Raw genomic sequence first — 23874 nt, 5'->3', positions numbered from 1 at the left:
CGGGGCGCCCGTCCATGTCACTCGTCCATGTCGCTCGCCCATGTCGCTCGTTCATGTCACTCGTTCATGTCGATCGTTCATGTCACCCGAACAAGTCGGCCGACCCGACAGGTCACTTGGCGGGCCAGGGCACCTGCGGCGACCTGTAGTAGTCGATGCCGAGGGCCTCCCAGCGCGGGGCCTGCGCGGCGAGCCGCACCTTGTACGTGTTCCAGTCGTGCGTGGCCGCGGGCGACCAGCCGAGCTCGGCGATGCCGGGCAGCCGCGGGAAGGCCATGTACTCCAGGTGGTCCGTGGTGGAGAGGGTCTCCGTCCACAGCGGCGCCTCGATGCCGAGGATCGAGTCCGCGGGCGCGCCCTGGAGGTACGTCCCCGGGTCCCAGTCGTAGGAGCGCCGCACCTCGACGTAGCCCGCCCAGGACAGGCCGAGCGGCGTGTCCTTGGTGTACTTGTGGTCGATGTAGGAGCGGTCGGCCGGCGAGAGGACCAGCTTGGTGCCGTTCCTCGCGGCGGCGGCCACCTGCTCGCGCTCGGCGGCGCCGGTCCCGTCGTAGCCCCAGTACTGCGCGACGGCGCCCTTGGCCGGGTTGGCGCCGGTCAGCTGGTGCCAACCCAGCACCGTCTTGCCGTACTTGGCGACCACCGGCTGCACCTTGTCCATGAACGCGACGAAGTCCTCGTGGCTGGTGGAGTGCGCCTCGTCGCCGCCGATGTGGAGGTATCGGCCGGGCGTCATCGCGGCGAGCTCACGGATCACGTCGTCCACGAAGTCGTACGTCACGTCCTTCTTCACGCACAGCGAGCTGAAGCCGACCTCGGTGCCGGTGTAGAGGGGCGGGGCGACGCCGTTGCAGTTCAGCTCCGCGTACGAGGCGAGGGCCGCGTTGGTGTGCCCCGGCATGTCGATCTCGGGGACGACCTCCAGATACCGCGAGGCGGCGTAGGCGACGATCTCCGCGTACTGCGCCTTCGTGTAGTAGCCGCCCTTGCCGCCGCCGACCTGCGTGGAGCCTCCGTACGTCGCCAGGCGCGGCCAGGAGTCGACGGCGATGCGCCAGCCCTGGTCGTCGCTCAGGTGCAGGTGCAGCTTGTTCATCTTGTAGAGCGCCGCCTGGTCGATGTAGCGCTTGACCTGGTCGACGGTGAAGAAGTGCCGTGAGACGTCGAGCATCGTGGAGCGGTAGCCGTAGCGCGGCGCGTCCGTGACGGTGCCGCCCGCGATCCGCCACGGCCCCGGCTGCTCGGTCTTCTCCTCGACGGCGGCGGGCAGTTGCTGACGCACCGTCTGGACCCCGTGGAAGAGCCCCGCGCCCGTCCGCGAGGTGATGGTGAGGGAGCCGCGCGAGGAGACGACCCGGTAGCCCTCGTCGCCCAGGTCCTTGTTCGCGGGCTCGGCGCTGATCAGCAGCCGGATGCCGTCGCCGCCCCTGCGGGTGGTGACGGGCAGTTCATAGCCGGTGGAGGGGCGCAGCACCTTCGCGAGGTACTCGCCGACGCGGCGCTCCTCGGCCTTGCCGCCGACGCGGATCCGGGTCCTGGCGGTGATCTCGTACCCGGGCCCGCCCGGCTCGGCCTTCATGGGGACGGGCACCACCTGGCCGAGCGGGGTGACGTCGGGCCCCGCCGCCCGGGAGCCGGGGGCGGCCGCGAAGCAGGAGATTCCGGCGGCCGCCACGAGCAGCAGCGAGCCGAAGAGGCGTGGCATTCGTGTCGATCTTCTGTGCAGTCTCACAAGCGGATCCCTTCGACGGGCCGGCGCCGCAATGGCGCATCTGTGGTGCATCACAATCGAACGACCCTCATTGGTAACCCGGCCCCCACAAGGGGTCAAGGGGTGTAGACCTCGTCCGCCGGTGGTCGGTGCGAGAATCCCCTCATGGCGGAAATCATCCAGCGCGACGGGACCTGGACCTTCGACGGGGAGACGCTGCGCCTTGTGCCGGGCCGTGACAAGAGCGTGTCCCTGCTGCGCAAGACGCTGGGCGAACTGGCCGTACCCCTGCGGGCGTTGGCGGGCATCGCCTTCGAACAGGGCAAGAAGTCGGGTCGGTTGAGGCTGCGCCTGCGCGACGGCGCCGACCCGCTCCTGCAGGCGACGGGCGGAAAGCTGACGGACTCCGCGGACCCGTACCAGCTGACGGTGGAGCCCGACCGGTACGGGGTCGCCGAGTACCTGGTCGACGAGGTGCGCAACGCCCATCTGATCGAACAGGTCCCGGCCGCGTCCTGCGAGGCCTACCTCCTCGCGGGCCCGTCCGTGCCGCTGTCCGTCTCGGCGGGGGACGGCACGGCGAGCTTCGACGGGGAGCACATCCGCCTGGAGTGGAACTGGAAGACGGAGGAGGCGAAGTCCGCGTCCGGTACGCGCTCGCTGGCGCTGGCCGATGTCGCGGCGGTCGAGTGGCAGCCGGCGGTCGGCCTGGAGAACGGATACCTCCGCTTCACCGTGAAGAACGCGCCGACCAAGGCCCCGCCGAAGTACGACCCGAACTCGGTCGAGCTGTGGGGCTTCAAGAAGGACCCGCTCATGGCGCTGGTGGCGGCCGCGGTCCAGGCCCGTCTGCCGCACCCCGCGGGACCGGGCAGGGACGCGTCCCCCGAGTCCGCGCCCGCCCTGACGGAGGCGTCCTCCGCGGCGGCCGCCGCGGAGGACGACCACGACGCGCTGCTGCGGCGGCTGCGGGAGCTGGGGGAGCTGCACCGGTCCGGGATCCTGACCGACGACGAGTTCAGCGCGGCCAAGCAGGCGGTCCTGAAGCGGATGTGAGCGCTCTTCGCGCCACCCCCGGGCCCCTTCACGGGCTCCTTCGTGGCCCGTTCCGACACGTCCCTGCCCGATTCCGGGCAGGATTCTTGCGAATGCCCATCCGATACCCCAGGATCAACGAATGCACGACGACCTGGTGGATCACCTCACCCGCAGCACCCCGCTCCAGCGGGGCGAAGCCCTGCGGGTCGTCCAGGACGTACTCGCCTACTTCGACGAGACGACCGAACAGTTCGTCCGTCGCCGCCACCGCGAACTGCAGGGTCAGGGCCTGCTGAACGCGGCGATCTTCCAGCAGATCTCGGCGGACCTCTCATACCGCGCGGTCGCGCCGCCCGAGCTCACCCTCAGGCAGCTGCGCCGCATCGTCTACGGCTAGGACACCCTCTATGTGCGGAATCGTCGGATACATCGGCAAGCGTGACGTCGCCCCGCTCCTCCTCGAAGGCCTCCAGCGCCTGGAGTACCGCGGCTACGACTCCGCGGGCATCGCCGTCACGAGCCCCAAGGCCACGGGCCTGAAGACGGTCAAGGCCAAGGGCCGCGTCCGCGACCTGGAGGCCAAGGTCCCCGCCCGCTTCAAGGGCACGACCGGCATCGCCCACACCCGCTGGGCCACCCACGGCGCCCCCTCCGACGAGAACGCCCACCCCCACCTGTCGGCGGACGGCAAGGTCGCCGTCGTCCACAACGGCATCATCGACAACGCCTCCGAGCTGCGCGCCAAGCTCACCGCCGACGGCGTCGAGTTCCTCTCCGAGACGGACACCGAGGTCCTCACCCACCTCGTCGCCCGCTCCCAGGCGGACACCCTTGAGGAGAAGGTCCGCGAGGCCCTGCGCCACATCGAGGGCACGTACGGCATCGCCGTCCTGCACGCCGACTTCAACGACCGCATCGTCGTCGCCCGCAACGGCTCCCCCGTGGTCCTCGGCATCGGCGAGAAGGAGATGTTCGTCGCCTCGGACGTCGCCGCGCTCGTCTCGCACACCCGCCAGGTCGTCACCCTCGACGACGGCGAGATGGCCACCATCAAGGCCGACGACTACCGCACGTACACCACCGAGGGCTCCCGCACGACCGCCTCGCCGACCACCGTGGAGTGGGAGGCCGAGTCGTACGACATGGGCGGCCACGACACGTACATGCACAAGGAGATCTTCGAGCAGCCCGACGCGGTGGACCGCGTCCTGCGCGGCCGCATCGACGACCGCTTCTCCACCGTGCACCTCGGCGGCCTCAACCTCGACGCGCACGACGCCCGCAAGGTGCGCCGCGTCAAGATCCTCGGCTGCGGCACCTCGTACCACGCGGGCATGATCGGCGCCCAGATGATCGAGGAGCTGGCCCGCATCCCCGCCGACGCGGAGCCCGCGAGCGAGTTCCGCTACCGCAACGCGGTCGTGGACCCCGACACCCTCTACATCGCGGTCTCGCAGTCCGGCGAGACGTACGACGTGCTCGCCGCCGTCCAGGAGCTCAAGCGCAAGGGCGCCCGCGTCCTCGGCGTCGTGAACGTCGTCGGCTCGGCGATCGCCCGCGAGGCGGACGCGGGCGTGTACGTCCACGCGGGCCCGGAGGTCTGCGTCGTCTCGACCAAGTGCTTCACCAACACCACGGTCGCCTTCGCCCTGCTCGCCCTGCACCTGGGCCGCATCCGCGACCTGTCGGTCTCCGACGGCAAGCGCATCATCGAGGGCCTGCGCAAGCTGCCGGGCCAGATCTCGGAGGTCCTCAAGCAGGAGGACGAGATCAAGAAGATCGCCAAGCAGTACGCGGACGCCCGCTCGATGCTCTTCATCGGCCGTGTACGCGGCTACCCCGTCGCCCGGGAGGCCTCGCTCAAGCTCAAGGAGGTCTCGTACATCCACGCCGAGGCCTACCCCGCGTCCGAGCTGAAGCACGGCCCGCTCGCCCTCATCGAGCCGGCGCTGCCGACGGTCGCGATCGTCCCCGACGACGACCTCCTGGAGAAGAACCGCGCCGCCCTGGAGGAGATCAAGGCCCGCAGCGGCAAGATCCTCGCGGTCGCGCACCAGGAGCAGGAGAAGGCCGACCAGACGATCGTCGTCCCGAAGAACGAGAACGAGCTGGACCCGATCCTGATGGGCATCCCGCTCCAACTCCTCGCCTACCACACGGCGTTGGCGCTGGGCCGGGACATCGACAAGCCGAGGAACCTGGCGAAGTCGGTGACGGTGGAGTAGAAGCAGGCCCGCAGGAGGCGCCCCGTAAGGGGCGCGGGGCTGTGACATATGCGGCTCCGCCGCGTGGGCGCGACCAGCCCCCACGAACCCGCAGACGGCAAACAAACGGAACGGGCCCCATGTGTGCCACCAGCACATGGGACCCGTTCCCAGAGGGCCAGGGTCGCCCATTACCCCGGCCCGCGCCCGGCTCAGCCGGCGGCCGTCACTCCCCGGCCCGCCGGGCGCCCCGGGAGGGCCGTCGGCCAGTCGGCGAGGGCGGCCGTCGCGCCGTACCAGGCAAGGAGCCCGCCGACCGCGGCGAACCAGCCGCCGACCTTGCCGAGGCCCGCGCTGTCGGCGAACTGCGCGACGGCGAGCAGGACGAGCGCCACGAAGAGCAGCCCGTACGTACCGCGCGTGAGGACCGGACCGCCGGCCGCGCCGAGGGTCAGGCTGAGCGCGACGAGCGCGAAGAGCAGCAGGAAGAGGCCCGCGGCGTTCGCCGAGACCTGCGCGTCGGCCGTGCCCCAGGTGAACCAGAGGGCGCCGAGCGCGGCGAAGGCCGTGCCGGTGGACACGTCCTTGTCGTGGAGGGCGAAGAGACCGGCGATGAACAGGGCGATCCCGCCGACGAACGTGGCGAGGGAGGCGGCGTCCGCCGCCGTCACGCCGTCGATCACTTCGGTGTGACCGAGTCCGAAGGCCAACAGGGTGAGCCCCAGGGCGAGATGGCCGAGAGTCGAGGTGGTGCTTCCCGCAGAGACGTCGTTGTCCACGGCGGGCTCCCTTCATGTGCAGTTGTGCGGTCGTGCTGCGCGGTGCCGGTCCGCGCGAAGCGCACCGGCGACCTTTATGTACCCTTCACAAGGGCACAAACCACCTCTACGCACGAGTAGATTTATCTGCTCACCAAGCCGCGTCAGAAAGGGAGTTGAAGGTTCGACTTCCTCATCCCACCTGCGGCGACGGGGCGTTACGGAATGACGACCACGGGCCGCTGCGCCCGCCGCGCCAGGCGCCCCGCCACGGAGCCGAAGATGCGGCCGACGATGCCGTGCGTGGAGCCGACGACGATCGCGTCCGCGCTGTACTCGCGGCCGACCTCCTCCAGCTCGTGGCAGATGTCGCCGCCGCGCTCGACGAGGATCCACGGCACCTCGGAGAGATAGTCCGCGCAGGCCAGTTCGAGGCCGAGCACCTCGGTGCGGTGGTCCGGCACGTCGACGAAGACGGGGGGCTCGCACCCCGCCCACACCGTGGTGGGCAGCCGGTTGGCGACATGCACGATGATCAGGCCCGAGCCCGAGCGATGGGCCATCCCGATCGCGTAGGCGAGGGCACGCTCGCTGGAGGTCGAGCCGTCGAAGCCGACGACCACGCCGTGCTGGAAGGCGGGATCGCAGGAGTGACGTGGTTCTTCCGCCGCTCGGGGGGTCGCCGTCGGATCGGCGACCTGCCGCTTGCGGTCCGCGGGTTCGGAGAATTCGTGACCGGCCATCGGTGTCTCGGCGAAGGAGTCCTCTGTGGGAGGGTCGGCGTTTTCAGGTGGTGCGGAAGTTCAGGACCTGGAAGGTCGTCCGGGAATCATCTTCCCAACCCCATACCCCCAAGGGTACGGCGACACTCCTCTCCTGCCCAGAGCTCGTGAAGAGCCCGCACGGGCCCGCGCCGGGCCGCCCACAGGGCCTCCCGGCGTTCACCGGAGCATGCATGAGCCTCGCCCGTATGGCAATGGTTGCTGCCTCCTACAGGCGGTTTGCCCACCCGTCCGGCGCCACCGGGCGCCTCTTCCAGTGACCCACCGAGGGACCACGCGTTTAACCTCCGTACGCCACCGCCACAGGGAGCACGCCGTGCCTGGACCCTCGACCGCGTCCCCACCCTCCACTCGCCCCACTGCTTCACCCGAGCAAGCCGAGCACGGCCGTCGGCGCGCGCCCGAGGGGCCGCACGAGCGCCGCCCGGCGGGCGTGCCCGCGCCGCGCGCCCAGGAGCCGCAGGGCGCGCCCCCGCAGGACTCGGCGAGCGACGTGGTGCGCTGGGCCGCGTTCAGCTGCGTCCTGGTCCCCGTCGTCCTCGTGGGGTACGGGACTTCACTGGCGGGCGCCGCCGGCGCGGCACTGGGCCTCGCGGCCGTCACCGGGGTCTGCCGGGTACTGCTCCGGCAGTCCGAGCGGGGCGCCGCGCGACTGCTTGCAGAACAGAACAACGGGCACCGCGGACGGCACGGCAGAACGACCCCCGGAGCGCACAGGGGCACGCGGCAACTTGCCGAACGTGCGCCGGTCGACTGACCGATTCACACACACGCTCCCGTAGCTTTTCAGCCAACTTCCGGGAGTGATGCATTCCTTGGCCGAACAGGCCCTGAACCCTCGTCCGACCAGGGCTGAAAGGCGCCCTGAGGCCGTGCGCACCCTATGGGGACCGGCCATGGCGCGGAGGCGCACTTCCCAGCAAGCCCCCCGAGTGCAACGCTTCGTGATCGAATGCTTCACGCCAAGTTGCCATGTCGACAATCTGCCGGGTGCTGAACTGGTCACCCCGGTGGCACGGGACACAGTAGATTCGATCTTGACTGCATTACGGCGGGGGACTGGTGGAGGACCGAGGGGAAACGTGCAGGAGCGACAGGTCCGTCAAGAACAGGGAGCCGCGACGACCGAGGGGGGTTTAGCACCATGAGCCACGACTCCACTGCCGCGCCGGAGGCCGCGGCTCGGAAGCTCTCGGGGCGCCGCCGCCGAGAGATCGTAGCGGTGCTTCTTTTCAGCGGTGGTCCCATCTTCGAGAGTTCCATACCGCTCTCCGTGTTCGGCATCGACCGGCAGGACGCCGGAGTCCCCCGTTACCGGCTGCTCGTATGCGCCGGCGAGGAGGGACCCCTGCGGACCACCGGCGGGCTCGAACTCACCGCGCCACAAGGCTTGGAGGCGATCGGCCGAGCGGGCACCGTCGTGGTGCCGGCCTGGCGGTCGATCACATCGCCGCCACCGCCGGAGGCGCTCGACGCGCTGCGCCGCGCGCATGAGGAGGGTGCCCGCATCGTCGGGCTGTGCACGGGGGCGTTCGTGCTCGCCGCGGCCGGCCTGCTCGACGGGCGCCCGGCGACCACCCACTGGATGTACGCACCGACGCTGGCCAAGCGCTATCCGTCCGTACACGTGGATCCGCGCGAACTGTTCGTCGACGACGGAGACGTCCTGACGAGCGCCGGAACCGCGGCCGGAATTGATCTCTGTCTGCACATCGTGCGCACGGATCACGGCAACGAAGCGGCGGGCGCGCTCGCCCGCAGGCTTGTCGTGCCGCCGCGCCGGGCCGGCGGCCAGGAGCGCTACCTCGACAGGTCTTTACCGGAGGAGATCGGCGCCGACCCGCTCGCCGAGGTCGTCGCCTGGGCGCTTGAGCACCTCCACGAGCAGTTCGACGTGGAGACGCTGGCCGCGCGCGCCTACATGAGCAGGCGGACCTTCGACCGCAGGTTCCGCTCGCTCACCGGCAGCGCGCCGCTGCAGTGGCTGATCACCCAGCGGGTGCTCCAGGCACAGCGGCTGCTCGAGACGTCCGACTACTCCGTCGACGAGGTCGCGGGCCGCTGCGGCTTCCGCTCTCCGGTGGCACTGCGGGGACACTTCCGGCGCCAGCTGGGCTCGTCCCCCGCCGCCTACCGGGCCGCCTACCGCGCCCGCAGGCCGCAGGGCGAGCGGGCGCTGGAGGCCGCGTCGGCGGCGCCACAGGTGATGCCCTCCCTCGTGGAGGCGGGCCCGGTGCCGACCCAGACCCGGCGCACGGCGGCAGCCAGCGCGCTCGGGCCCTCGGCCTCCGTGCCCACCGAGCCCGGCAAGCCGCACTCGGACGCGTACGCGCCAGGTCGTCCGCCTCTGCCCGGCCAGAGGAGTGCGCCGTAGGGTAAGACGCATGAACGATCGCATGGTGTGGATCGACTGCGAGATGACCGGGCTCTCGCTGACGGATGACGCACTTATCGAGGTGGCCGCACTGGTCACCGACTCGGAACTGAACGTGCTCGGCGAAGGTGTGGACATCGTGATCCGCCCGCCGGACGCGGCGCTGGAGACCATGCCCGAGGTGGTGCGCACCATGCACACCGCCTCGGGGCTCCTCGACGAACTGGCCGGCGGCACCACGCTGGCCGACGCCGAGGAGCAGGTCCTGGCGTACGTACGTGAGCACGTCAAGGAGCCGCGGAAGGCTCCGCTGTGCGGAAACTCGGTCGGCACCGACCGCGGCTTCCTGCTGCGGGACATGCGGACACTGGAGGAGTACCTCCACTACCGGATCGTCGACGTCTCCTCCATCAAGGAGCTGGCCCGGCGCTGGTACCCGAGGGCGTACTTCAACAGCCCGGACAAGAACGGCAACCACCGCGCGCTCGCCGACATCCGTGAGTCCATCGCCGAGCTGCGCTACTACCGCGAGGCGATCTTCGTGCCCCAGCCCGGCCCGGACTCGGACACCGCGAAGTCGATCGCGGCCAAGCACGTCCTGCCTGCGGAGTAGCCCCGCGGGAGGCCCTGTGTACGGGGTCCGAGAAACGTGTGCGCGAGCACCCCTTCGGACCCTGTACACTTTTTCTCGGCCGGTCGGAAGAACGACAAACGACCGGACATGGTGGGTGTAGCTCAGTTGGTAGAGCACCTGGTTGTGGTCCAGGTGGCCGCGGGTTCAAGTCCCGTCACTCACCCTGAAGGCCTGAGGGCCCGATCCGCGAAAGCGGATCGGGCCCTCAGTCGTTTCCGTCAGGCGGTCGTTTCCGTCAGACGGTCGTTTCCGTCAGGCGGAGTGACGGCGGCGATAGCGGCGGGCCGACCAGATGCCCACGGCCAGGCCGGGCACGAGGCAGCTCAGGAGGTTCACCGTCCCGCCGCGCCCCTCCAGCGCCCAGACGCCCACTCCGAGCAGCAGCGCCGTGCAGGCGACGGTGACCAGGACCCCGATCGCCATCTCGGTCCACCAGTTGCGAGAGCTGTACGCCATATCCACGATCACCGCCTACTTGGTGATGAAGTGGCACTGCACCGCTTTACGGCTCCCGTTGACGAAGAGCTGCGCGCAGGCCTTTCCGTACTTGGGCAGCGTGTGTGCCCCGATCTTGTAGGTGGGGAATGTACCCGTGTAACACTTCGTCCGCAGCGGCCCTCGCTTGATCTTGTACGTCTTGCCCGCGGTGTCCGCGTAATGGAATTCGAGGCGGGCGTTGCAGAACCGCGAGCCGAGCGCCGCGGGACCCACACAGTCGACGCCGGCTATCTGGCTGTTGACCTTCTTGCCCGAGCCCTTGACCGAGTGGGTCAGGAAGCAGCCGGAGGGCACCTTGATGGTCACTCCCCCGTGCGAGTACGTGAAGACGCCGAGCGGCGTGGAACCCGTCGCCGACCGCACGGCCCCGTCGGGCAGATCCGTCAGGTCGGGGGCCTTCACCTCCTCCTCGTCCTCCGGAGTCACCTCTTCACCGGGAATGTCTTCGACAACGACGTCGTCGGCGAACACTTCGCCCGAATAGTCGGACGGAATGTCCTCTGAAGCATGAGCCGGAGAAGTACCGACAGCGATCAGAGCGGCGGCGGAAACACCGGCCATGACGACGGCAGAGAATGCGCGCACGTCAACCCCCCATAGGTTTGCGCGGAACAGTTCGGAGGAGACCGTAACGACCTTCTACAGACGTGTCGAACTTCGCGTGAGGGCGCCGGGCGGGCGAGGAGTGGCGGAAGGGGAGTTCCCGCGCGATGCCGATGACGCGGAGCCGTGCCCAACGCGCCCCGCCTCACGCACACTTGGGCGGTCGCCCCCTTGACCCTCCCTTTACCAGCCCTTTTCCCTTTCTTGTGACAAGGGTCACGAGGGTCAGGACGACGCCCGCCGCACCAGCTCCGTGGGCAGCACGATCTGCGGGCGCTGCAGGCGGCGCGAGGCCGCCGGGCGGGGATCCGCGATCTCCGCGAGCAGGACGTCCGTCATCGTGCGGCCCATCTCCGCGATCGGCTGGCGCACGCTCGTCAGAGGCGGGTCCATGTGGCGGGCGATGGCGGAGTCGTCGAAGCCGACGAGCGCCACGTCCTCCGGTATCCGGCGCCCGGCCGTGCGCAGGACCTGGCGGGCGCCCGCCGCCATCACGTCCGAGCCCGCGAAGACCGCGTCCAGGGTCGGGACGCGCTCCAGGAGCTCGGCCATCGCGCGGCGGCCGCCCTCCTCGGTGAAGTCCCCCTGCGCGATCAGCGCCTCGTCGGCCTCGCGCCCCGCACTCTCCAGAGCGTCGCGGTAACCGTCCAGGCGGCGCTGGGCCCCGTACACGTCCAGGCGGCCCGTGATCGTCGCTATCGAGCGGCGGCCGCGCTCCAGGAGGTGGCCGACGGCCGCGCGGGCCCCCGCGAAGTTGTCCGAGTCCACCGACGCCAGCGTCTCGTCCGCCGACCTGCGGCCGCTGATCACCGCGGGGATCTCCAGCTGCTCCAGGAGGTCGGGCAGCGGGTCGTCGGCGTGCACCGAGACGAGCAGGACGCCGTCCACCCGGTGTGCGGCCAGGTACTGGGCCAGGCGCCTGCGCTCCCGGTCGCCGCCCGCGAAGGTCAGCAGGAGCTGCATGTCCGTCTCGGCGAGGGCCTGGCCCACGCCGTGGATGATGTCCGAGAAGTACGGCTCGGCGAAGAAGCGCGACTCCGGCTCGGGGACGACGACCGCGATCGAGTCCGTCCGGTTGGCGGCGAGCGCCCTGGCCGCCGTGTTCGGGACATAACCGAGCTCGGCCACCGCCTCCTCCACGGCGGCGCGGGTGCGCTCACTCACCCGGGGCGAACCGTTGATCACCCGGGACACGGTGCCGCGCCCCACGCCCGCGCGGGCCGCCACCTCTTCGAGCGTGGGCCGCCCACCGCTGCGCCCCCTGGGCTGACGAGTCCCCATCCCTGCCTCCCACCACGCGAATCTAACAGCCGGTACCGCCACCCGGACCAGGGCCCGTCCGGCCGCCGGACGCGGCTCGGCCACCGCCCGGCGGATGCCTTCAACTCTTGGCGTCCGCCGCCTTGACACCCCCGCGGCGAGCCGCGACTCTTCAAGACATCACACATGGGAGCGCTCCCACCGTACCTGGCTCTTACACGACCCGCACGTTCCCCGCCCGCGTCGGACATCCCCAACTCTCCGCCGCATCACTCCAGTTGACCGAGGGCGGTCGGCACGTCAGGGCAGAGGAGGACGCAATGCGCCACAGGACTCGCACGTCCCGCAGGGTGACGGTCCTCGCGGCCGTCACCGCCCTCGCCGCCGGCCTGCTCGCCGGCTGCGCCGAGGACAAGGAGGAGCCCGGCGGCTCCACGGGCGGCGGAGGAGGCGGCAAGGGCAGGACCACGCTCACCATCGGCGTCTTCGGGGCCTTCGGCCTGCAGGAGGCAGGCCTCTACAAGGAGTACGAGAAGCTCCACCCGGACATCACCATCAAGCAGAACTCCGTGCAGCGCAACGAGAACTACTGGCCCGCGCTGCTCACCCACCTCAGCAGCGGCAGCGGCCTCTCCGACATCCAGGCCGTCGAGGTCGGCAACATCGCCGAGCTGACCGGCACCCACTCCGCCAAGCTGATGGACCTCGGCAAGGTCGCCGGCGTCGACAAGAACGACTTCCTCGACTGGAAGTGGCAGCAGGGCACCACCAAGGACGGCAGGACCATCGGGCTCGGCACCGACATCGGCCCGACCGGCATCTGCTACCGCAAGGACCTCTTCGAGAAGGCCGGGCTGCCCACCGACCGCGAGGAGGTCGGCAAGCTCTGGGCCGGCAGCTGGGACAAGTACCTCGCCGCGGGCAAGCGTTACCAGGCCAAGGCCCCCGACGGCACCGCCTTCGTGGACGGCGCGACGGGCGTGATGGCGGCCGTGCACGCCTCGGGCAAGGAGAAGTTCTACGACAAGGACGGGGAGCTGATCTACAAGGACAGCGCCACCGTCAAGGAGGGCTGGGACCTCGCCGCCGAGTTCGCCGAGTCGGGCCTGACCGCCAAGCTCCAGCAGTTCCAGCCCAGTTGGGACCAGGCCATCTCCAACGGCTCCTTCGCCACGCTCACTTGCCCGCCCTGGATGCTCGGCTACATCAAGGACAAGGCGGGCGACAAGGGCGAGGACAAGTGGGACGTCGCCGCCTCGCCCAAGCCCGGCAACTGGGGCGGCTCCTTCCTGACCGTGCCCGAGGCGGGCAAGAACAAGGAGGAGGCCGCGAAGCTCGCCGCCTGGCTGACCGAGCCCAAGCAGCTCGCCAAGCTCTTCGACGAACGGGCCAGCTTCCCGAGCGCGGATGCCGCCTACGACCTGCCCGAGGTCAAGGACGCCAAGAACCCCTACTTCGGCAACGCGCCCGTGGGACAGATCTTCTCCGAGGCCGCCGAGGGCGTGCCGGTCCAGCCCATCGGCCCCAAGGACGGAATCATCTCCCAGTACCTGGCCGACACCGGGATGCTCGGCGTCGACCAGAAGGGAACCGCTCCCGACAAGGCCTGGGACAAGGCCGCGAAGACGATCGACAACGCTTTGGACCAGTGACCGGGATGACGAGCGACGCCAGTACCGCCGCGCCCTCCCAGGAGGAGGGCGCGGTCCCCCGCGCCAAGGCCACCACACGATCCGCCGGCCCGGCCGACGAGCGCCGCAGGGCACGGCGCAGCCGCCGCTACCGCTGGGACGTCAAGTGGAGTCCCTACGCCTTCATCGCCCCCTTCTTCCTCTTCTTCGTCGCCTTCGGGCTCTTCCCGCTGCTCTACACGGGCTGGGCCTCGCTGCACCGCGTGGAGCTCGGCACGCCCACCGACATGGAGTGGGTGGGACTGCGCAACTTCTCGCGCCTTCTGGACGACGAGTTCTTCTGGAACGCGCTGCGCAACACCTTCACCATCGGGCTGCTCTCGACCGTGCCCCAGCTCCTGATGGCCCTCGGCCTCGCCCACCTCCTCAACTACCGGCTGCGCGGCTCGATGTTCTTCCGGGTCGCGATCCTCACCCCGTACGCCACCTCGGTGGCCGCGGCGACGCTGGTGTTCGTGCTGATGTTCAGCCGCACCGACCACGGGATGATCAACTGGGGGCTCGGCCTGGTCGGCATCGACGCGGTCGACTGGCAGAACGGGGACTGGACCGCGCAGTTCGCCGTCTCCGCCATCGTCATCTGGCGGTGGACCGGCTACAACGCGCTGATCTACCTGGCGGCGATGCAGGCCATCCCGCACGATCTGTACGAGTCCGCCGCCCTGGACGGCGCGAGCCGCTGGCAGCAGTTCCGGCACGTCACGATCCCTTCGCTGCGGCCGACGATCCTGTTCACCTGCGTGGTCTCCACGATCGGGGCGACCCAACTCTTCGGTGAACCCCTGCTGTTCAGCCAGGGCGCGAGCCCCACCGGCGGCTCCGACCACCAGTTCCAGACGCTCGGCCTCTACCTCTACGAACAGGGCTGGTTCAACCAGCACCTCGGCCGGTCCTCGGCGATCGCCTGGACGATGTTCCTGATTCTCGTGCTGATCGGCCTCGTCAACTGGGCCATCAGCCGCCGCATCCGCAAGAGCGCGTGAGGGGATGACGTGACGACCACCTTGTCCACCAGGTCCACCGGGCCCCGCGAGCGGCGCCCTCGGCGCTCGAGGAAGCGCGGCGCCGGGCGCCAGCTGCACGGCGGGAAGATCACGTACGCCGTACTGATCCTGTTCACCGTCGGCTCGCTCTTCCCGCTGGTGTGGACGGCCATCGCGGCCTCCCGCAACAACACCCGGCTCGCCGAGACCCCTCCTCCCTTCTGGTTCGGCGGCAATCTCCTCAAGAACCTGGAGATCGCCTGGACCGACGCCAACATGAGCGCGGCCCTCCTCAACACGCTGGTGGTGGCGGGCACCATCACGCTCGGCACCGTGCTCTTCTCCACCCTCGCGGGCTTCGCCTTCGCCAAGCTCCGCTTCCGCTTCCGGGGCTTCCTGCTGCTGCTCGTGATCGGCACGATGATGGTGCCGCCGCAGCTCAGCGTCGTCCCGCTGTTCATGGTGGTGGCGAAGCTGGGCTGGACCGACCAGCTGCAGTCCGTCATCCTGCCCACCCTCGTCAGCGCCTTCGGGGTGTTCTTCATGCGGCAGTACCTCAAGGAGGCGCTGCCCACCGAGCTGATCGAGGCCGCCCGGGTGGACGGCGCGAGCAGCTGGCGCGTGATCTGGCACGTGGTCTTCCCCGCCGCGCGCCCCGCGATGGCGGTCCTCGCCATGCTCACCTTCGTCATGGCGTGGAACGACTTCTTCTGGCCGATCATCGCCCTGACCCAGGAGGGCGAACCGACCGTGCAGGTGGCACTGGCCGGGCTCGGCCGCGGGAACATCCCGGACCAGTCCGTGATCATGGCGGGCGCGCTGCTCGGGACGCTGCCGCTGCTGCTGGCGTTCGTGCTGTTCGGGAAGCAGATCGTGGGCGGGATCATGCAGGGCGCGGTCAAAGGCTGAGCCTGCTCCTCCCCTTCCCCTCCCCCCTCCCCCCTCCCCTCCCTCCCCTGCTGTTCGCCGGCTCGTCAACTCCCCCTTTCCGTACGACCCATGGGAGCGCTCCTATGTCTTCGCCCACCGCTCGTCTGACCTTTCCGCCCGAGTTTCTGTGGGGTGCCGCGACCGCCTCGTACCAGATCGAGGGGGCCGTGCGGGAGGGCGGCCGGACGCCGTCCATCTGGGACACGTTCAGCCATACGCCCGGCAAGGTGCTCGGGGGTGACACCGGGGACGTCGCCGTCGACCACTACCACCGGTGGCGCGACGACGTGCGGCTCATGGCGGACCTGGGCCTGTCCGCGTACCGCTTCTCGGTGTCGTGGTCGCGGGTGCAGCCCACCGGGCGGGGGCCCGCCGTGCAGCGCGGCCTCGACTTCTACCGCGCGCTCGTCGACGAGCTGCTCGCGCACGGCATCCGGCCGATGCTCACCCTCTACCACTGGGACCTGCCGCAGGAGCTGGAGGACGCCTTCCCCAGCGGCTCGGCGGCGGGCGGCGGCTGGCCCGAGCGGGACACCGCCCACCGCTTCGCGGAGTACGCCGGGATCGTCGCCGGCGCGCTCGGAGACCGCGTGGAGATGTGGACGACGCTCAACGAGCCGTGGTGCAGCGCCTTCCTCGGCTACGGCTCGGGGGTGCACGCCCCGGGCCGCACCGACCCCGTGGCCGCTCTGCGCGCGGCTCACCATCTCAACCTCGCGCACGGCCTGGGCGCGCAGGCGCTGCGCGCCGCCCTGCCGGGGCGCGCGCGGATCGGCGTCAGCCTCAATCCGAGCGCGGTGCGCCCGCTCACCCCGTCGGCAGCCGACCAGGACGCGCGGCGCCGGATCGACGCGCTGGCCAACCGCGTCTTCACCGGGCCGATGCTGCACGGTGCGTACGACGACGATCTGCTGGCCGACACCGCGCGCGTCACGGACTGGTCCTTCGTCCGGGACGGCGATCTGCGCATCGCCCACCATCCCTTGGACTTCCTCGGCATCAACTACTACTCCCCCGCTGTCGTGTCGGCCGCCGAGGCCGACAGGTCCGGGGAGCACGGCCGGCCGCGCCTCGACGGGCACGGCGCGAGCGAGAACTCCCCCTGGCCGGGCGCCGACGAGCACGTCTCCTTCCACCGGGCGCCCGGTGAACTCACCGCCATGGACTGGCCGGTGGATCCGACCGGTCTGAAGGACCTTCTCCTTGAGTACACCGCTCAGGCTCCTGGGGTTCCGCTCTACGTGACGGAAAATGGCGCGGCCTACGACGACAAGCCCGGGGCGGGCGGTCAGGTGCACGACCCCGAGCGCATCCGCTATCTGCACGGTCACCTCGCCGCCGTGCACGAGGCGATCCTGGCGGGCGCCGATGTGCGCGGCTACTACCTCTGGTCGCTGCTGGACAACTTCGAATGGGCGTACGGCTACAGCAAGCGGTTCGGCGCGGTCTACGTCGACTACGAGACGCAGGCCCGCATCCCGAAGTCCAGCGCACACTGGTACGCGAAGGTCGCCGCCGCCGGGGAGCTGCCTGCGGCGGCGCCCGGGGAGGTCGCGGACCGAGTCCGGGAGGACGCGCGGGCCGAGTCCCGGGAGGGCGCGGGCTGAGTCCGGACGGAAGGGCGGCACGTGGAGCCGAGTGGCAGGCGACCACTCGGCTCCTTATTTTGCGGATATGCCGCATTCCATACGTACCGCCACAGAACGGGCACGGTGAGTGCCCGTGGGAGTCCTCCGTGATCACCCCGAGCTGGCGCTCTTCCTCTGTCTCGCCCTCGGATACCTGGTCGGCAAGGTGCGCGTCGGGCCCATCACCCTCGGCGGCATCTGCGGCACCCTGATCGTCTCGCTGCTCCTCGGCGCCTGGACGAAGGTCACCGTCTCCGACGACGTCAAGACGATCTTCTTCGCGCTCTTCATCTTCGCCCTCGGCTACATGGCGGGCCCGCAGTTCTTCGCCAACCTCAACCGCAAGAGCCTGCGCTTCTTCGCGCTCTGCGGCATCGAGCTGGTCTGCGTCCTCGGTATCGCGTTCGGCCTGGCCAAGGCCTTCGACCTGGACGTCGGCACCGCGTCGGGCATCCTCGCGGGAGCCGCCACCGAGTCGGCCGTGGTGGGCACGGCCACCGAGTCCATCGCCAAGCTCGGCGGCCTCACGCAGGCGCAGATCACCGAGTACCAGGGGCACGTGGCCACCGCGTACACCGTCTGTTACCTCTTCGGCCTGGTCACCATCGTGATCTACACCAGCCAGATCATGCCGATGCTCCTGCGCGTCAATCTGCGGGACGCCTCGCGCGAGCTGTGGGAGAAGATGCGCGGAGGCGGCGGTCTGGAGGCCGACGAGCGCGCGGCGCTGCCCGGCATGGTCGGCCGCACCTATCTGGTGACGGCGGGCGACGGCAGAACAGTCGGCGACCTGGAGAGCGAGCTCGGCGGCCGGATCACCGTCGAGGCCGTCAAGCGCGGCAGCAGACTCCTCACCCCGGCGCCCGGCCTCGCGCTGACCCTCTCCGACCTGGTCCTGGTGGTCGGAAGGCGCGCCAACGCCATCGAGGCCGGACACCTCATCGGCCCCGAGACGCCCGGCATCCCCGGCGTCGACACCCCGCTCGCCACCAGCCAGGTCGCCGTCACCGAGAAGGCGTCGGACGGCCTCACCGTCGACCAGCTGCAGCAGGCCCACCCCGAGTTCGTCGAGGACGGGGTGTACGTCACCGACGTACTCCGTGGCGACCAGCACCTGCCCGCGGCCGGCGACACGACGCTGCACCGCGGCGACGTGCTCACCCTGGTCGGCGCGCGCTCCGGGCTGAACAAGCTGGTCGCGAAGATCGGCGCGGTCGTCAAGAACGACGCCACCGACTTCATCTACCTGGGGCTCGGCATCGCGGCGGGTTCCCTGCTCGGGCAGGTCGTCGTGAAGTTCGGCGACGTCCCGATGTCGCTGGGCACCGGCGGCGGCTGTCTGATCTCCGGGCTGCTCTTCGGCTGGTTCCGCTCCCGCAAGCAGACCTTCGGCGCCTTCCCGCCGCAGGCCGCCGGGACCATCAAGGACATGGGCCTCGCGGTCTTCATCGCCTGTACGGGTCTGGTGTCGGGGCCGCAGGCCTGGCCGCTGCTCAAGGAGTACGGGGCGCTGCTTCCGTTCGCCGGGATCGCGATGGTCCTGATCCCCGCGACGCTCTCCCTGGTCATCGGGCGCAAGCTCCTGAAGATCGAGCCGCCGCTGCTGATCGGCGCCATCGCGGGTCAGCAGTGCTCGACCCCGGCGATCACCTCGGTCACCCAGACGGCCCAGAGCTCCGTACCGATGCTCGGTTACACGATCACGTACGCGCTCTCGAACTTCCTGCTGCCGCTGACCGGGCCGATCCTCGTCGGCGTGCTGGGAGCGTGAGAAATGATCGACTTCCTCGACCGGAACATCTTCCAGCCCCACCCCGAACTGCTGGTCTTCATCACCGTGGCCCTCGGCTTCCTCGTCGGGAAGATCCGTTACAAGGCCATCGGGCTCGGTGCCGTCACCGGCTGTCTGATCGCGGGCCTGCTGCTCGGGGCGCAGTTCAAGGTGACGATCGACGGCACGGTGAAGAACCTCTTCTTCACCATGTTCCTCTTCGCCCTCGGCTACAAGGTCGGCCCGCAGTTCTTCCGCGGACTGAGGAAGGACGGCCTGCCGCAGGTCCTCAACGCGGTCGTGGTGTGCGTGACGGGCCTGCTCGTCTGCTGGGGCTTCGCGGCCCTGCTCGGCTACGGCCCCGGCCTCTCGGCGGGCCTGCTCGGCGGGGCCCTCACGCAGTCCGCCGTGATCGGTGTCGCGCAGGACGCCATCGGCAATCTGCCGGGGCTCTCCTCCGGCGACGTCAAGGAGCAGGAGAACCTCGTCGCCATCGGGTACGCGGTCTGCTATCCGCTCGGCACGATCCTGTGCGCGCTGCTCCTCGCGAACATCCTGCCGAAGCTGTACCGCAGGGACATGGCGGCCGAATCCGCCGCGCTCGCCAAGGAGTTGGACGCCCCGGCCGACGATCCCGACCTCGGCGAGGGCTACTACGAGGTGGTCCTGCGGGCCTACACCGTGGAGCGGCCCGACGTGGTCGGCCGCACCATCGACGACTTCGAGAACCAGCAGAGGGAGCTGGGCCGCCGCCTGTACATCACCGGGGTGCGGCGCGACGGCGCCGTCCTGCCGCACGACCAGCGGACCGTGCTGCGCGCGGGCGACGTGGTGGCGATGAGCGCGATCCGCGGCGACCTGGTCACCTACGACGCGCGCACCCACGTCGGCGGCGAGGCCGACGACGTGGAGCTGCTCGGCTACCAGACCGAGACCCTGCACGTCGTCGCCTCGGAGAAGGCCCAACTGGGCAAGACCATCGGGGAGTTGCGGGCGGAGCCCTTCATGGTCGGCGTCTACGTCGACAAGCTGTTCCGCTCCGGCTCCGAGTTCCCCTACCGGCTCTCGACCAAGGTGGAGCGCGGCGACACCCTGATCCTCACCGGGCCCAGGCGTCTGGTGGACCCGGCGGGCAAGGAGATCGGCAGGCCCGTGCCGACGTCCTTCGCCACCGACATGATCTGGGTCGGCCTCGGCATCTTCCTCGGCGGCTGCCTCGGCATCCCCGCGCTGACCGCCGGCGGCGTGCCGATCTCGCTCTCGACGTCGGGGGGCGCGCTCATCATGGGCCTGGTCTTCGGCTGGATCCGCGGCAAGTACCCGACGTACGGCAATGTCCCGCCCGGCGCCCAGTGGTTCATGGACACGCTCGGGCTCTGCCTGTTCGTCGCGGTCGTCGGCATCAACGCGGGGCCGAGCTTCACCAGCGGTCTGTCGACGGCCGGTTGGGGACTCCTCGTCTTCGGCGCCGTCGCCACCGTGATCCCGCTGCTCGTCGGCTTCGTCGTCGGCCACTACGTCCAGAGGATCCGCTTCCCGATCCTGATGGGCGTCCTCGCGGGCGGCCAGACCACCACGGCGGCGATCGGCGCGATCAACGAACAGTCCAAGTCCCAGGTGCCGACGCTCGGTTACACGATCCCGTACGCCGTGTCCAACGTCCTCCTGACCATCTGGGGCGCCGTCATCGTCCTCCTCCACCACTGAGAACACCGGCCTTCTCGGCAGACCTAAGGACCCACCGTGCCCAAGAGCAGCATCTCCCGCGAGCAGATCCACGAGTACTCCCAGCTCTCCCCGTTCGAGCTGAAGAACGTCTTCATCGACCTGGCCCAGAAGGCGCAGGCCGACCAGCCGGGCCAGAAGGACAAGTCGTCGGTCCAGATGCTCAACGCCGGCCGCGGCAACCCCAACTGGGTGGCGACGGGGCCGCGCGAGGCGTTCTACGCGCTCGGCTACTTCGCGCTCTCGGAGTCGCGGCGGGTGTGGACCGCCGACAACCTCGGCGGCATGCCCGAACTGGCGGGTTCCGGCGAGCGGTTCGACACGTTCGTGCGCCGCCACCCCGACCTGCCCGGCATCGAACTCCTGGAGAAGTGCGTCGCGTACGCCGTCGAGCGCTTCGGCTTCGACAAGGACGCCTTCGTCCACGAGCTCACCGACAGCTCGGTCGGCGACAACTACCCGGTCCCCGACCGGATCCTGACCCACACGGAACAGGTCGTCCGCGGCTACCTCGCGGACGAGATGTTCGACAAGAGGCCGCCGAGCGACAACCTGTCGCTGTTCGCGACGGAGGGCGGCACCGCCGCCATGTGCTACATCTTCGACTCCCTCATGAAGAACGGGCTGTTGAAGAAGGGCGACAAGATCGCCCTGATGGTGCCGGTCTTCACTCCGTACGTGGAGATCCCCGAGCTCGACACCTACGAGTTCGACGTCACGTACGTCGAGGCGAACAAGTTCGTCGAGACGGGGGTGCGCGAGTGGCGCTACCCGGAGGAGGAGGTCGCCAAGCTGGAGGACCCGGAGATCAAGCTGCTCTGCCTGGTCAACCCCTCCAACCCGCCCTCGCTGGCGCTGAGTCAGCGCGTCGTGAACCAGATCAAGTCGATCGTCGCGTCGACGAACCCGAACCTCGTCATCGTCACGGACGACGTGTACGGCACCTTCGTGCCGGGCTTCCGCTCCATCGCCGCCGACCTGCCGCGCAACACCCTGCTCGTGTACTCGTACTCCAAGCACTACGGCTGCACGGGCTGGCGGCTCGGCGTCATCGGCCTGCACGACGACAACGTCCTGGACGACATGCTCGCCCGGCTCCCCCAGGAGGCGAAGGACCGGCTGAACAAGCGGTACGGGACGCTGACCCTGGAACCCGAGAAGATCAAGTTCATCGACCGCCTGGTGGCCGACTCGCGGCAGGTGGCCCTCAACCACACGGCGGGGCAGTCGCTGCCGCAGCAGATGATGATGGTCCTCTTCTCCCTCTTCGACATGCTGGAGGAGGGCCAGGCGTACAAGGAGAAGATCCGCGCCATCGTGCGGCAGCGGCTCGACCTGCTCCTCGAAGGCGTCCAGATGAGGATCAGCGACGACGACAAGCGGGCCGGGTACTACATCGAACTCGACCTGCTCGCCGAGGCGGAGCTGGAGTTCGGCAAGGACTTCGCGGACTTCCTGGAGAAGAACTACGAGCCCGTCGACCCGCTGTTCCGCCTCGCCGAACAGACCGGTGTGGTGCTGCTCAACGGCGGCGGCTTCGAGGGCCCGCAGTGGTCGGTGCGGGTCTCCCTCGCCAACCTCGACGACCTGGACTACCTCAAGATCGGCCACCATCTGCGGCAGATCTTCAACGACTACGCGGAGGAGTGGCGGGCGTCGAAGGCCTAGGCGGGCTGTGCCCCGGCCGGGTGGGGGGCTCCGGCCGGGGCACCTGGGGGTGGTGGCTACTTGTAGGCGGCGAACGCCTTGGTGAAGGCCAGCGGCCGCTGCTCGATCGAACTGCAGGTGGGCTGCGCGGAGTTGGAGGTGCCGCCGGGGCAGGCCTTGTCGCGGGTCGAGGACCACATCGACAGCCATCCGATGCCCTTGGCCTTGGCGAACCTCACGAGCTCGGCGGCGTCGTCGGCCTTGAAGACCTCGGTCGTGACGTCGTTGACGCCGATCATCGGGGTGACCGCGACGGCCTTCCACGCGGCCTTGTCGGAGAGGCCGAGCGCGGTCTTGACCTGCTTGTGCGTGGCGGTCGCGGCCCGGGTCGCGTACGTGCCCATGTCGCCGCTGTAGGCGGGCCCGTAGTCCATCGCCATAATGTTGACGGCGGAGGTCTTCACGCCGTTCTTCCTGGCGTTCGCGAGGAGGTCGACGCCCGGCCGGGTCAGCCCCTCGGGCATCACCGGCAGGGTGAACGACACGTCCAGGCCCGGGTGTTGCTTCTGGAGCTTCGCTATCGCCTGGGCGCGGCGGGTGTTGGCGGCGGTGTCCGGCAGGGCCGCGCCCTCGATGTCGAAGTCGACCTTGGTCAGCTCGTACGTGTCGACGACCTTGCCGTACGCCTTGGCGAGGGAGGCCGCGCTGTCGCACTTCAGGCCCAGTTCGGATCCTGCCGCGCCGCCGAAGGAGACGCGGACGTCGCCGCCCTTGGCGCGCAGCGCTCCGATCTGCGAGGCCACCTTGTCGTCGCCGAGGGCGGTGGCGCCGCCCCACAGGGGGTCGCAGCCGCCGCCGGAGGTGACGAAGGCGAGGTTGAACTCCTTGACGCCGGTCTTCTTGGCGGTGTCGAGGAGGTCGTAGGCGGGGGCGAGGGAGGTGTCGACGAAGGGGGCGAACCTGGCGGGGGCCTTGGCGGGGGTCTTCTTCGCCGGGGCGGCCTTGGTCGCGAGGGCCGTTCCGGAGAACAGGAAGGCTCCGCCGCCGACGAGTGAGGCGGCGACGAGGCCGCCGATGACCTTGGAGCGGGTGCGCGTTGTACGGCGGTGCGTGGGGGTCATGGCGTTGCCTGCCTTTTGCTGTGCGGGGGGGTGGGGATGTGACTGCACGCTAGCCGTGCGGGGCGCGACAAAAGGGGTAACTCTGGCTGGTGTTGGGGATCTTAGGGTGCGCTTAAGGGAGAGATCGGGGGTGGTTAAAGGTCGTTCGTCTGCGGGTTGGCGGGGGCTTGTCGCGCAGTTCCCCGCGCCCCTGACGGGGGCGTTCAGCTCGGCCCCTGTCAGGGACGCGGGGAACTGCGCAAGCAACCACGACGCACCCGCAGGCAACACACCACAGGACAACCCCGCAAGGGGCGCGGGGAACTGCGCAAGCGGCCACGACGCACCCGCAGGCAACACACCACAGGACAGCCCCCTCAGGGGCGCGGGGAACTGCGCAAGCAACCACGACGCACCCGCAGGCAACACACCACAGGACAACCCCCTCAGGGGCGCGGGGAACTGCGCAAGCAACCACGACGCACCCGCAGGCAACACACCACAGGACAACCCCCTCAGGGGCGCGGGGAACTGCGC

20 protein-coding genes and 1 tRNA gene are annotated in these 23874 nt (G+C 69.7%); 14 read left to right on the top strand and 7 right to left on the bottom strand.

What is annotated here, in order from left to right; genetic code table 11:
- Positions 1 to 112 precede the first annotated feature (112 nt).
- Positions 113 to 1705, bottom strand: a complete 1593-nt coding sequence (locus ACZ4D5_RS01405) for a beta-N-acetylhexosaminidase (RefSeq protein WP_467770271.1) — start codon at positions 1703 to 1705, stop codon at positions 113 to 115.
- 171 nt (positions 1706 to 1876) lie between these two features.
- Between ACZ4D5_RS01405 and ACZ4D5_RS01400 the strand changes: the two genes are divergently transcribed.
- The 3 genes from ACZ4D5_RS01400 (at position 1877) to glmS (ending at position 4974) form a co-directional block, all read left to right on the top strand.
- Positions 1877 to 2767, top strand: a complete 891-nt coding sequence (locus ACZ4D5_RS01400) for a DUF4429 domain-containing protein (RefSeq protein WP_467770270.1) — start codon at positions 1877 to 1879, stop codon at positions 2765 to 2767.
- 121 nt (positions 2768 to 2888) lie between these two features.
- On the top strand, positions 2889 to 3146 hold the full coding sequence (locus tag ACZ4D5_RS01395) for a hypothetical protein (RefSeq protein ID WP_467770269.1): 258 nt from the start codon (positions 2889 to 2891) through the stop codon (positions 3144 to 3146).
- Positions 3147 to 3156: 10 nt separating this feature from the next.
- Entirely contained in the window at positions 3157 to 4974 is a 1818-nt protein-coding gene (gene glmS, locus ACZ4D5_RS01390) for a glutamine--fructose-6-phosphate transaminase (isomerizing) (RefSeq protein ID WP_467770268.1), read from the top strand.
- Positions 4975 to 5165: 191 nt separating this feature from the next.
- On the opposite strand, the gene ACZ4D5_RS01385 is transcribed toward glmS, so the two are convergent.
- Together ACZ4D5_RS01385 and ACZ4D5_RS01380 are read right to left on the bottom strand one after the other, a co-directional pair.
- The gene (locus ACZ4D5_RS01385; RefSeq protein WP_467770267.1) at positions 5166 to 5732 is read right to left on the bottom strand and encodes a GPR1/FUN34/YaaH family transporter; all 567 of its coding nucleotides are present in this window, start codon (positions 5730 to 5732) and stop codon (positions 5166 to 5168) included.
- A gap of 197 nt (positions 5733 to 5929) precedes the next feature.
- Complete coding sequence (locus tag ACZ4D5_RS01380) at positions 5930 to 6454, bottom strand: universal stress protein (protein WP_467770266.1); 525 nt, start codon at positions 6452 to 6454, stop codon at positions 5930 to 5932.
- Between the two features lie 355 nt (positions 6455 to 6809).
- Here ACZ4D5_RS01380 and ACZ4D5_RS01375 point away from each other — a divergent pair, with 355 nt between their 5' ends.
- The 4 genes from ACZ4D5_RS01375 to ACZ4D5_RS01360 all read left to right on the top strand — a co-directional run bounded on the left by ACZ4D5_RS01375 (position 6810) and on the right by ACZ4D5_RS01360 (position 9664).
- Positions 6810 to 7250, top strand: a complete 441-nt coding sequence (locus ACZ4D5_RS01375; RefSeq protein ID WP_467770265.1) for a hypothetical protein — start codon at positions 6810 to 6812, stop codon at positions 7248 to 7250.
- A gap of 387 nt (positions 7251 to 7637) precedes the next feature.
- The gene (locus ACZ4D5_RS01370) at positions 7638 to 8867 is read left to right on the top strand and encodes a GlxA family transcriptional regulator (protein WP_467770264.1); all 1230 of its coding nucleotides are present in this window, start codon (positions 7638 to 7640) and stop codon (positions 8865 to 8867) included.
- 10 nt (positions 8868 to 8877) lie between these two features.
- Entirely contained in the window at positions 8878 to 9480 is a 603-nt protein-coding gene (gene orn / locus ACZ4D5_RS01365) for an oligoribonuclease (protein ID WP_467770263.1), read from the top strand.
- A 111-nt stretch (positions 9481 to 9591) separates the two neighbouring features.
- Positions 9592 to 9664: transfer RNA gene (locus ACZ4D5_RS01360), tRNA-His, on the top strand.
- Positions 9665 to 9753: 89 nt separating this feature from the next.
- Here ACZ4D5_RS01360 and ACZ4D5_RS01355 read toward each other — a convergent pair.
- From ACZ4D5_RS01355 to ACZ4D5_RS01345, 3 genes are all read right to left on the bottom strand, one after another.
- Positions 9754 to 9957, bottom strand: a complete 204-nt coding sequence (locus tag ACZ4D5_RS01355) for a hypothetical protein (protein ID WP_467770262.1) — start codon at positions 9955 to 9957, stop codon at positions 9754 to 9756.
- Between the two features lie 15 nt (positions 9958 to 9972).
- Entirely contained in the window at positions 9973 to 10470 is a 498-nt protein-coding gene (locus ACZ4D5_RS01350) for a hypothetical protein (protein ID WP_467770261.1), read from the bottom strand.
- Between the two features lie 357 nt (positions 10471 to 10827).
- Positions 10828 to 11883 (bottom strand): LacI family DNA-binding transcriptional regulator, encoded by a 1056-nt coding sequence (locus ACZ4D5_RS01345; protein ID WP_467770260.1) that lies wholly within the window; start codon positions 11881 to 11883, stop codon positions 10828 to 10830.
- Positions 11884 to 12182: 299 nt separating this feature from the next.
- On the opposite strand from ACZ4D5_RS01345, the gene ACZ4D5_RS01340 reads away from it, so the two are divergent.
- The 7 genes from ACZ4D5_RS01340 to ACZ4D5_RS01310 all read left to right on the top strand — a co-directional run bounded on the left by ACZ4D5_RS01340 (position 12183) and on the right by ACZ4D5_RS01310 (position 22258).
- The gene (locus ACZ4D5_RS01340; protein WP_467770259.1) at positions 12183 to 13514 is read left to right on the top strand and encodes an ABC transporter substrate-binding protein; all 1332 of its coding nucleotides are present in this window, start codon (positions 12183 to 12185) and stop codon (positions 13512 to 13514) included.
- Positions 13515 to 13519: 5 nt separating this feature from the next.
- Entirely contained in the window at positions 13520 to 14536 is a 1017-nt protein-coding gene (locus tag ACZ4D5_RS01335; RefSeq protein ID WP_467770258.1) for a carbohydrate ABC transporter permease, read from the top strand.
- A gap of 9 nt (positions 14537 to 14545) precedes the next feature.
- Complete coding sequence (locus ACZ4D5_RS01330; protein WP_467770257.1) at positions 14546 to 15445, top strand: carbohydrate ABC transporter permease; 900 nt, start codon at positions 14546 to 14548, stop codon at positions 15443 to 15445.
- A 104-nt stretch (positions 15446 to 15549) separates the two neighbouring features.
- Positions 15550 to 17073, top strand: coding sequence for a glycoside hydrolase family 1 protein (locus ACZ4D5_RS01325; RefSeq protein WP_467770256.1), 1524 nt, complete (start codon positions 15550 to 15552; stop codon positions 17071 to 17073).
- Between the two features lie 115 nt (positions 17074 to 17188).
- Positions 17189 to 18865, top strand: coding sequence for an aspartate-alanine antiporter (gene aspT / locus ACZ4D5_RS01320; RefSeq protein ID WP_467770255.1), 1677 nt, complete (start codon positions 17189 to 17191; stop codon positions 18863 to 18865).
- Between the two features lie 3 nt (positions 18866 to 18868).
- Positions 18869 to 20572, top strand: coding sequence for an aspartate-alanine antiporter (gene aspT / locus ACZ4D5_RS01315; RefSeq protein ID WP_467770254.1), 1704 nt, complete (start codon positions 18869 to 18871; stop codon positions 20570 to 20572).
- Positions 20573 to 20608: 36 nt separating this feature from the next.
- Positions 20609 to 22258, top strand: coding sequence for a bifunctional aspartate transaminase/aspartate 4-decarboxylase (locus ACZ4D5_RS01310; RefSeq protein ID WP_467770253.1), 1650 nt, complete (start codon positions 20609 to 20611; stop codon positions 22256 to 22258).
- Between the two features lie 56 nt (positions 22259 to 22314).
- On the opposite strand, the gene ACZ4D5_RS01305 is transcribed toward ACZ4D5_RS01310, so the two are convergent.
- Positions 22315 to 23358: a chitinase gene (locus tag ACZ4D5_RS01305; protein WP_467770252.1), complete on the bottom strand. Its 1044-nt coding sequence runs from the start codon at positions 23356 to 23358 to the stop codon at positions 22315 to 22317.
- Between the last annotated feature and the right edge of the window lie 516 nt (positions 23359 to 23874).

It is taken from the genome of Streptomyces sp. NPDC025651, assembly GCF_055558735.1.
This window is presented reverse-complemented; position numbering and strand designations above follow the sequence as displayed.

Excerpts from the sequence above, each read along its gene's own strand:
- ACZ4D5_RS01405 (WP_467770271.1), bottom strand. The coding sequence starts at position 1,705 with ATGCCACGCCTCTTCGGCTCGCTGCTGCTCGTGGCGGCCGCCGGAATC.
- ACZ4D5_RS01400 (WP_467770270.1), top strand. The coding sequence starts at position 1,877 with ATGGCGGAAATCATCCAGCGCGACGGGACCTGGACCTTCGACGGGGAG.
- ACZ4D5_RS01395 (WP_467770269.1), top strand. The coding sequence starts at position 2,889 with ATGCACGACGACCTGGTGGATCACCTCACCCGCAGCACCCCGCTCCAG.
- glmS (WP_467770268.1), top strand. The coding sequence starts at position 3,157 with ATGTGCGGAATCGTCGGATACATCGGCAAGCGTGACGTCGCCCCGCTC.
- ACZ4D5_RS01380 (WP_467770266.1), bottom strand. The coding sequence starts at position 6,454 with ATGGCCGGTCACGAATTCTCCGAACCCGCGGACCGCAAGCGGCAGGTC.
- ACZ4D5_RS01370 (WP_467770264.1), top strand. The coding sequence starts at position 7,638 with ATGAGCCACGACTCCACTGCCGCGCCGGAGGCCGCGGCTCGGAAGCTC.
- orn (WP_467770263.1), top strand. The coding sequence starts at position 8,878 with ATGAACGATCGCATGGTGTGGATCGACTGCGAGATGACCGGGCTCTCG.
- ACZ4D5_RS01355 (WP_467770262.1), bottom strand. The coding sequence starts at position 9,957 with ATGGCGTACAGCTCTCGCAACTGGTGGACCGAGATGGCGATCGGGGTC.
- ACZ4D5_RS01345 (WP_467770260.1), bottom strand. The coding sequence starts at position 11,883 with ATGGGGACTCGTCAGCCCAGGGGGCGCAGCGGTGGGCGGCCCACGCTC.
- ACZ4D5_RS01340 (WP_467770259.1), top strand. The coding sequence starts at position 12,183 with ATGCGCCACAGGACTCGCACGTCCCGCAGGGTGACGGTCCTCGCGGCC.
- ACZ4D5_RS01335 (WP_467770258.1), top strand. The coding sequence starts at position 13,520 with ATGACGAGCGACGCCAGTACCGCCGCGCCCTCCCAGGAGGAGGGCGCG.
- ACZ4D5_RS01325 (WP_467770256.1), top strand. The coding sequence starts at position 15,550 with ATGTCTTCGCCCACCGCTCGTCTGACCTTTCCGCCCGAGTTTCTGTGG.
- aspT (WP_467770254.1), top strand. The coding sequence starts at position 18,869 with ATGATCGACTTCCTCGACCGGAACATCTTCCAGCCCCACCCCGAACTG.
- ACZ4D5_RS01305 (WP_467770252.1), bottom strand. The coding sequence starts at position 23,358 with ATGACCCCCACGCACCGCCGTACAACGCGCACCCGCTCCAAGGTCATC.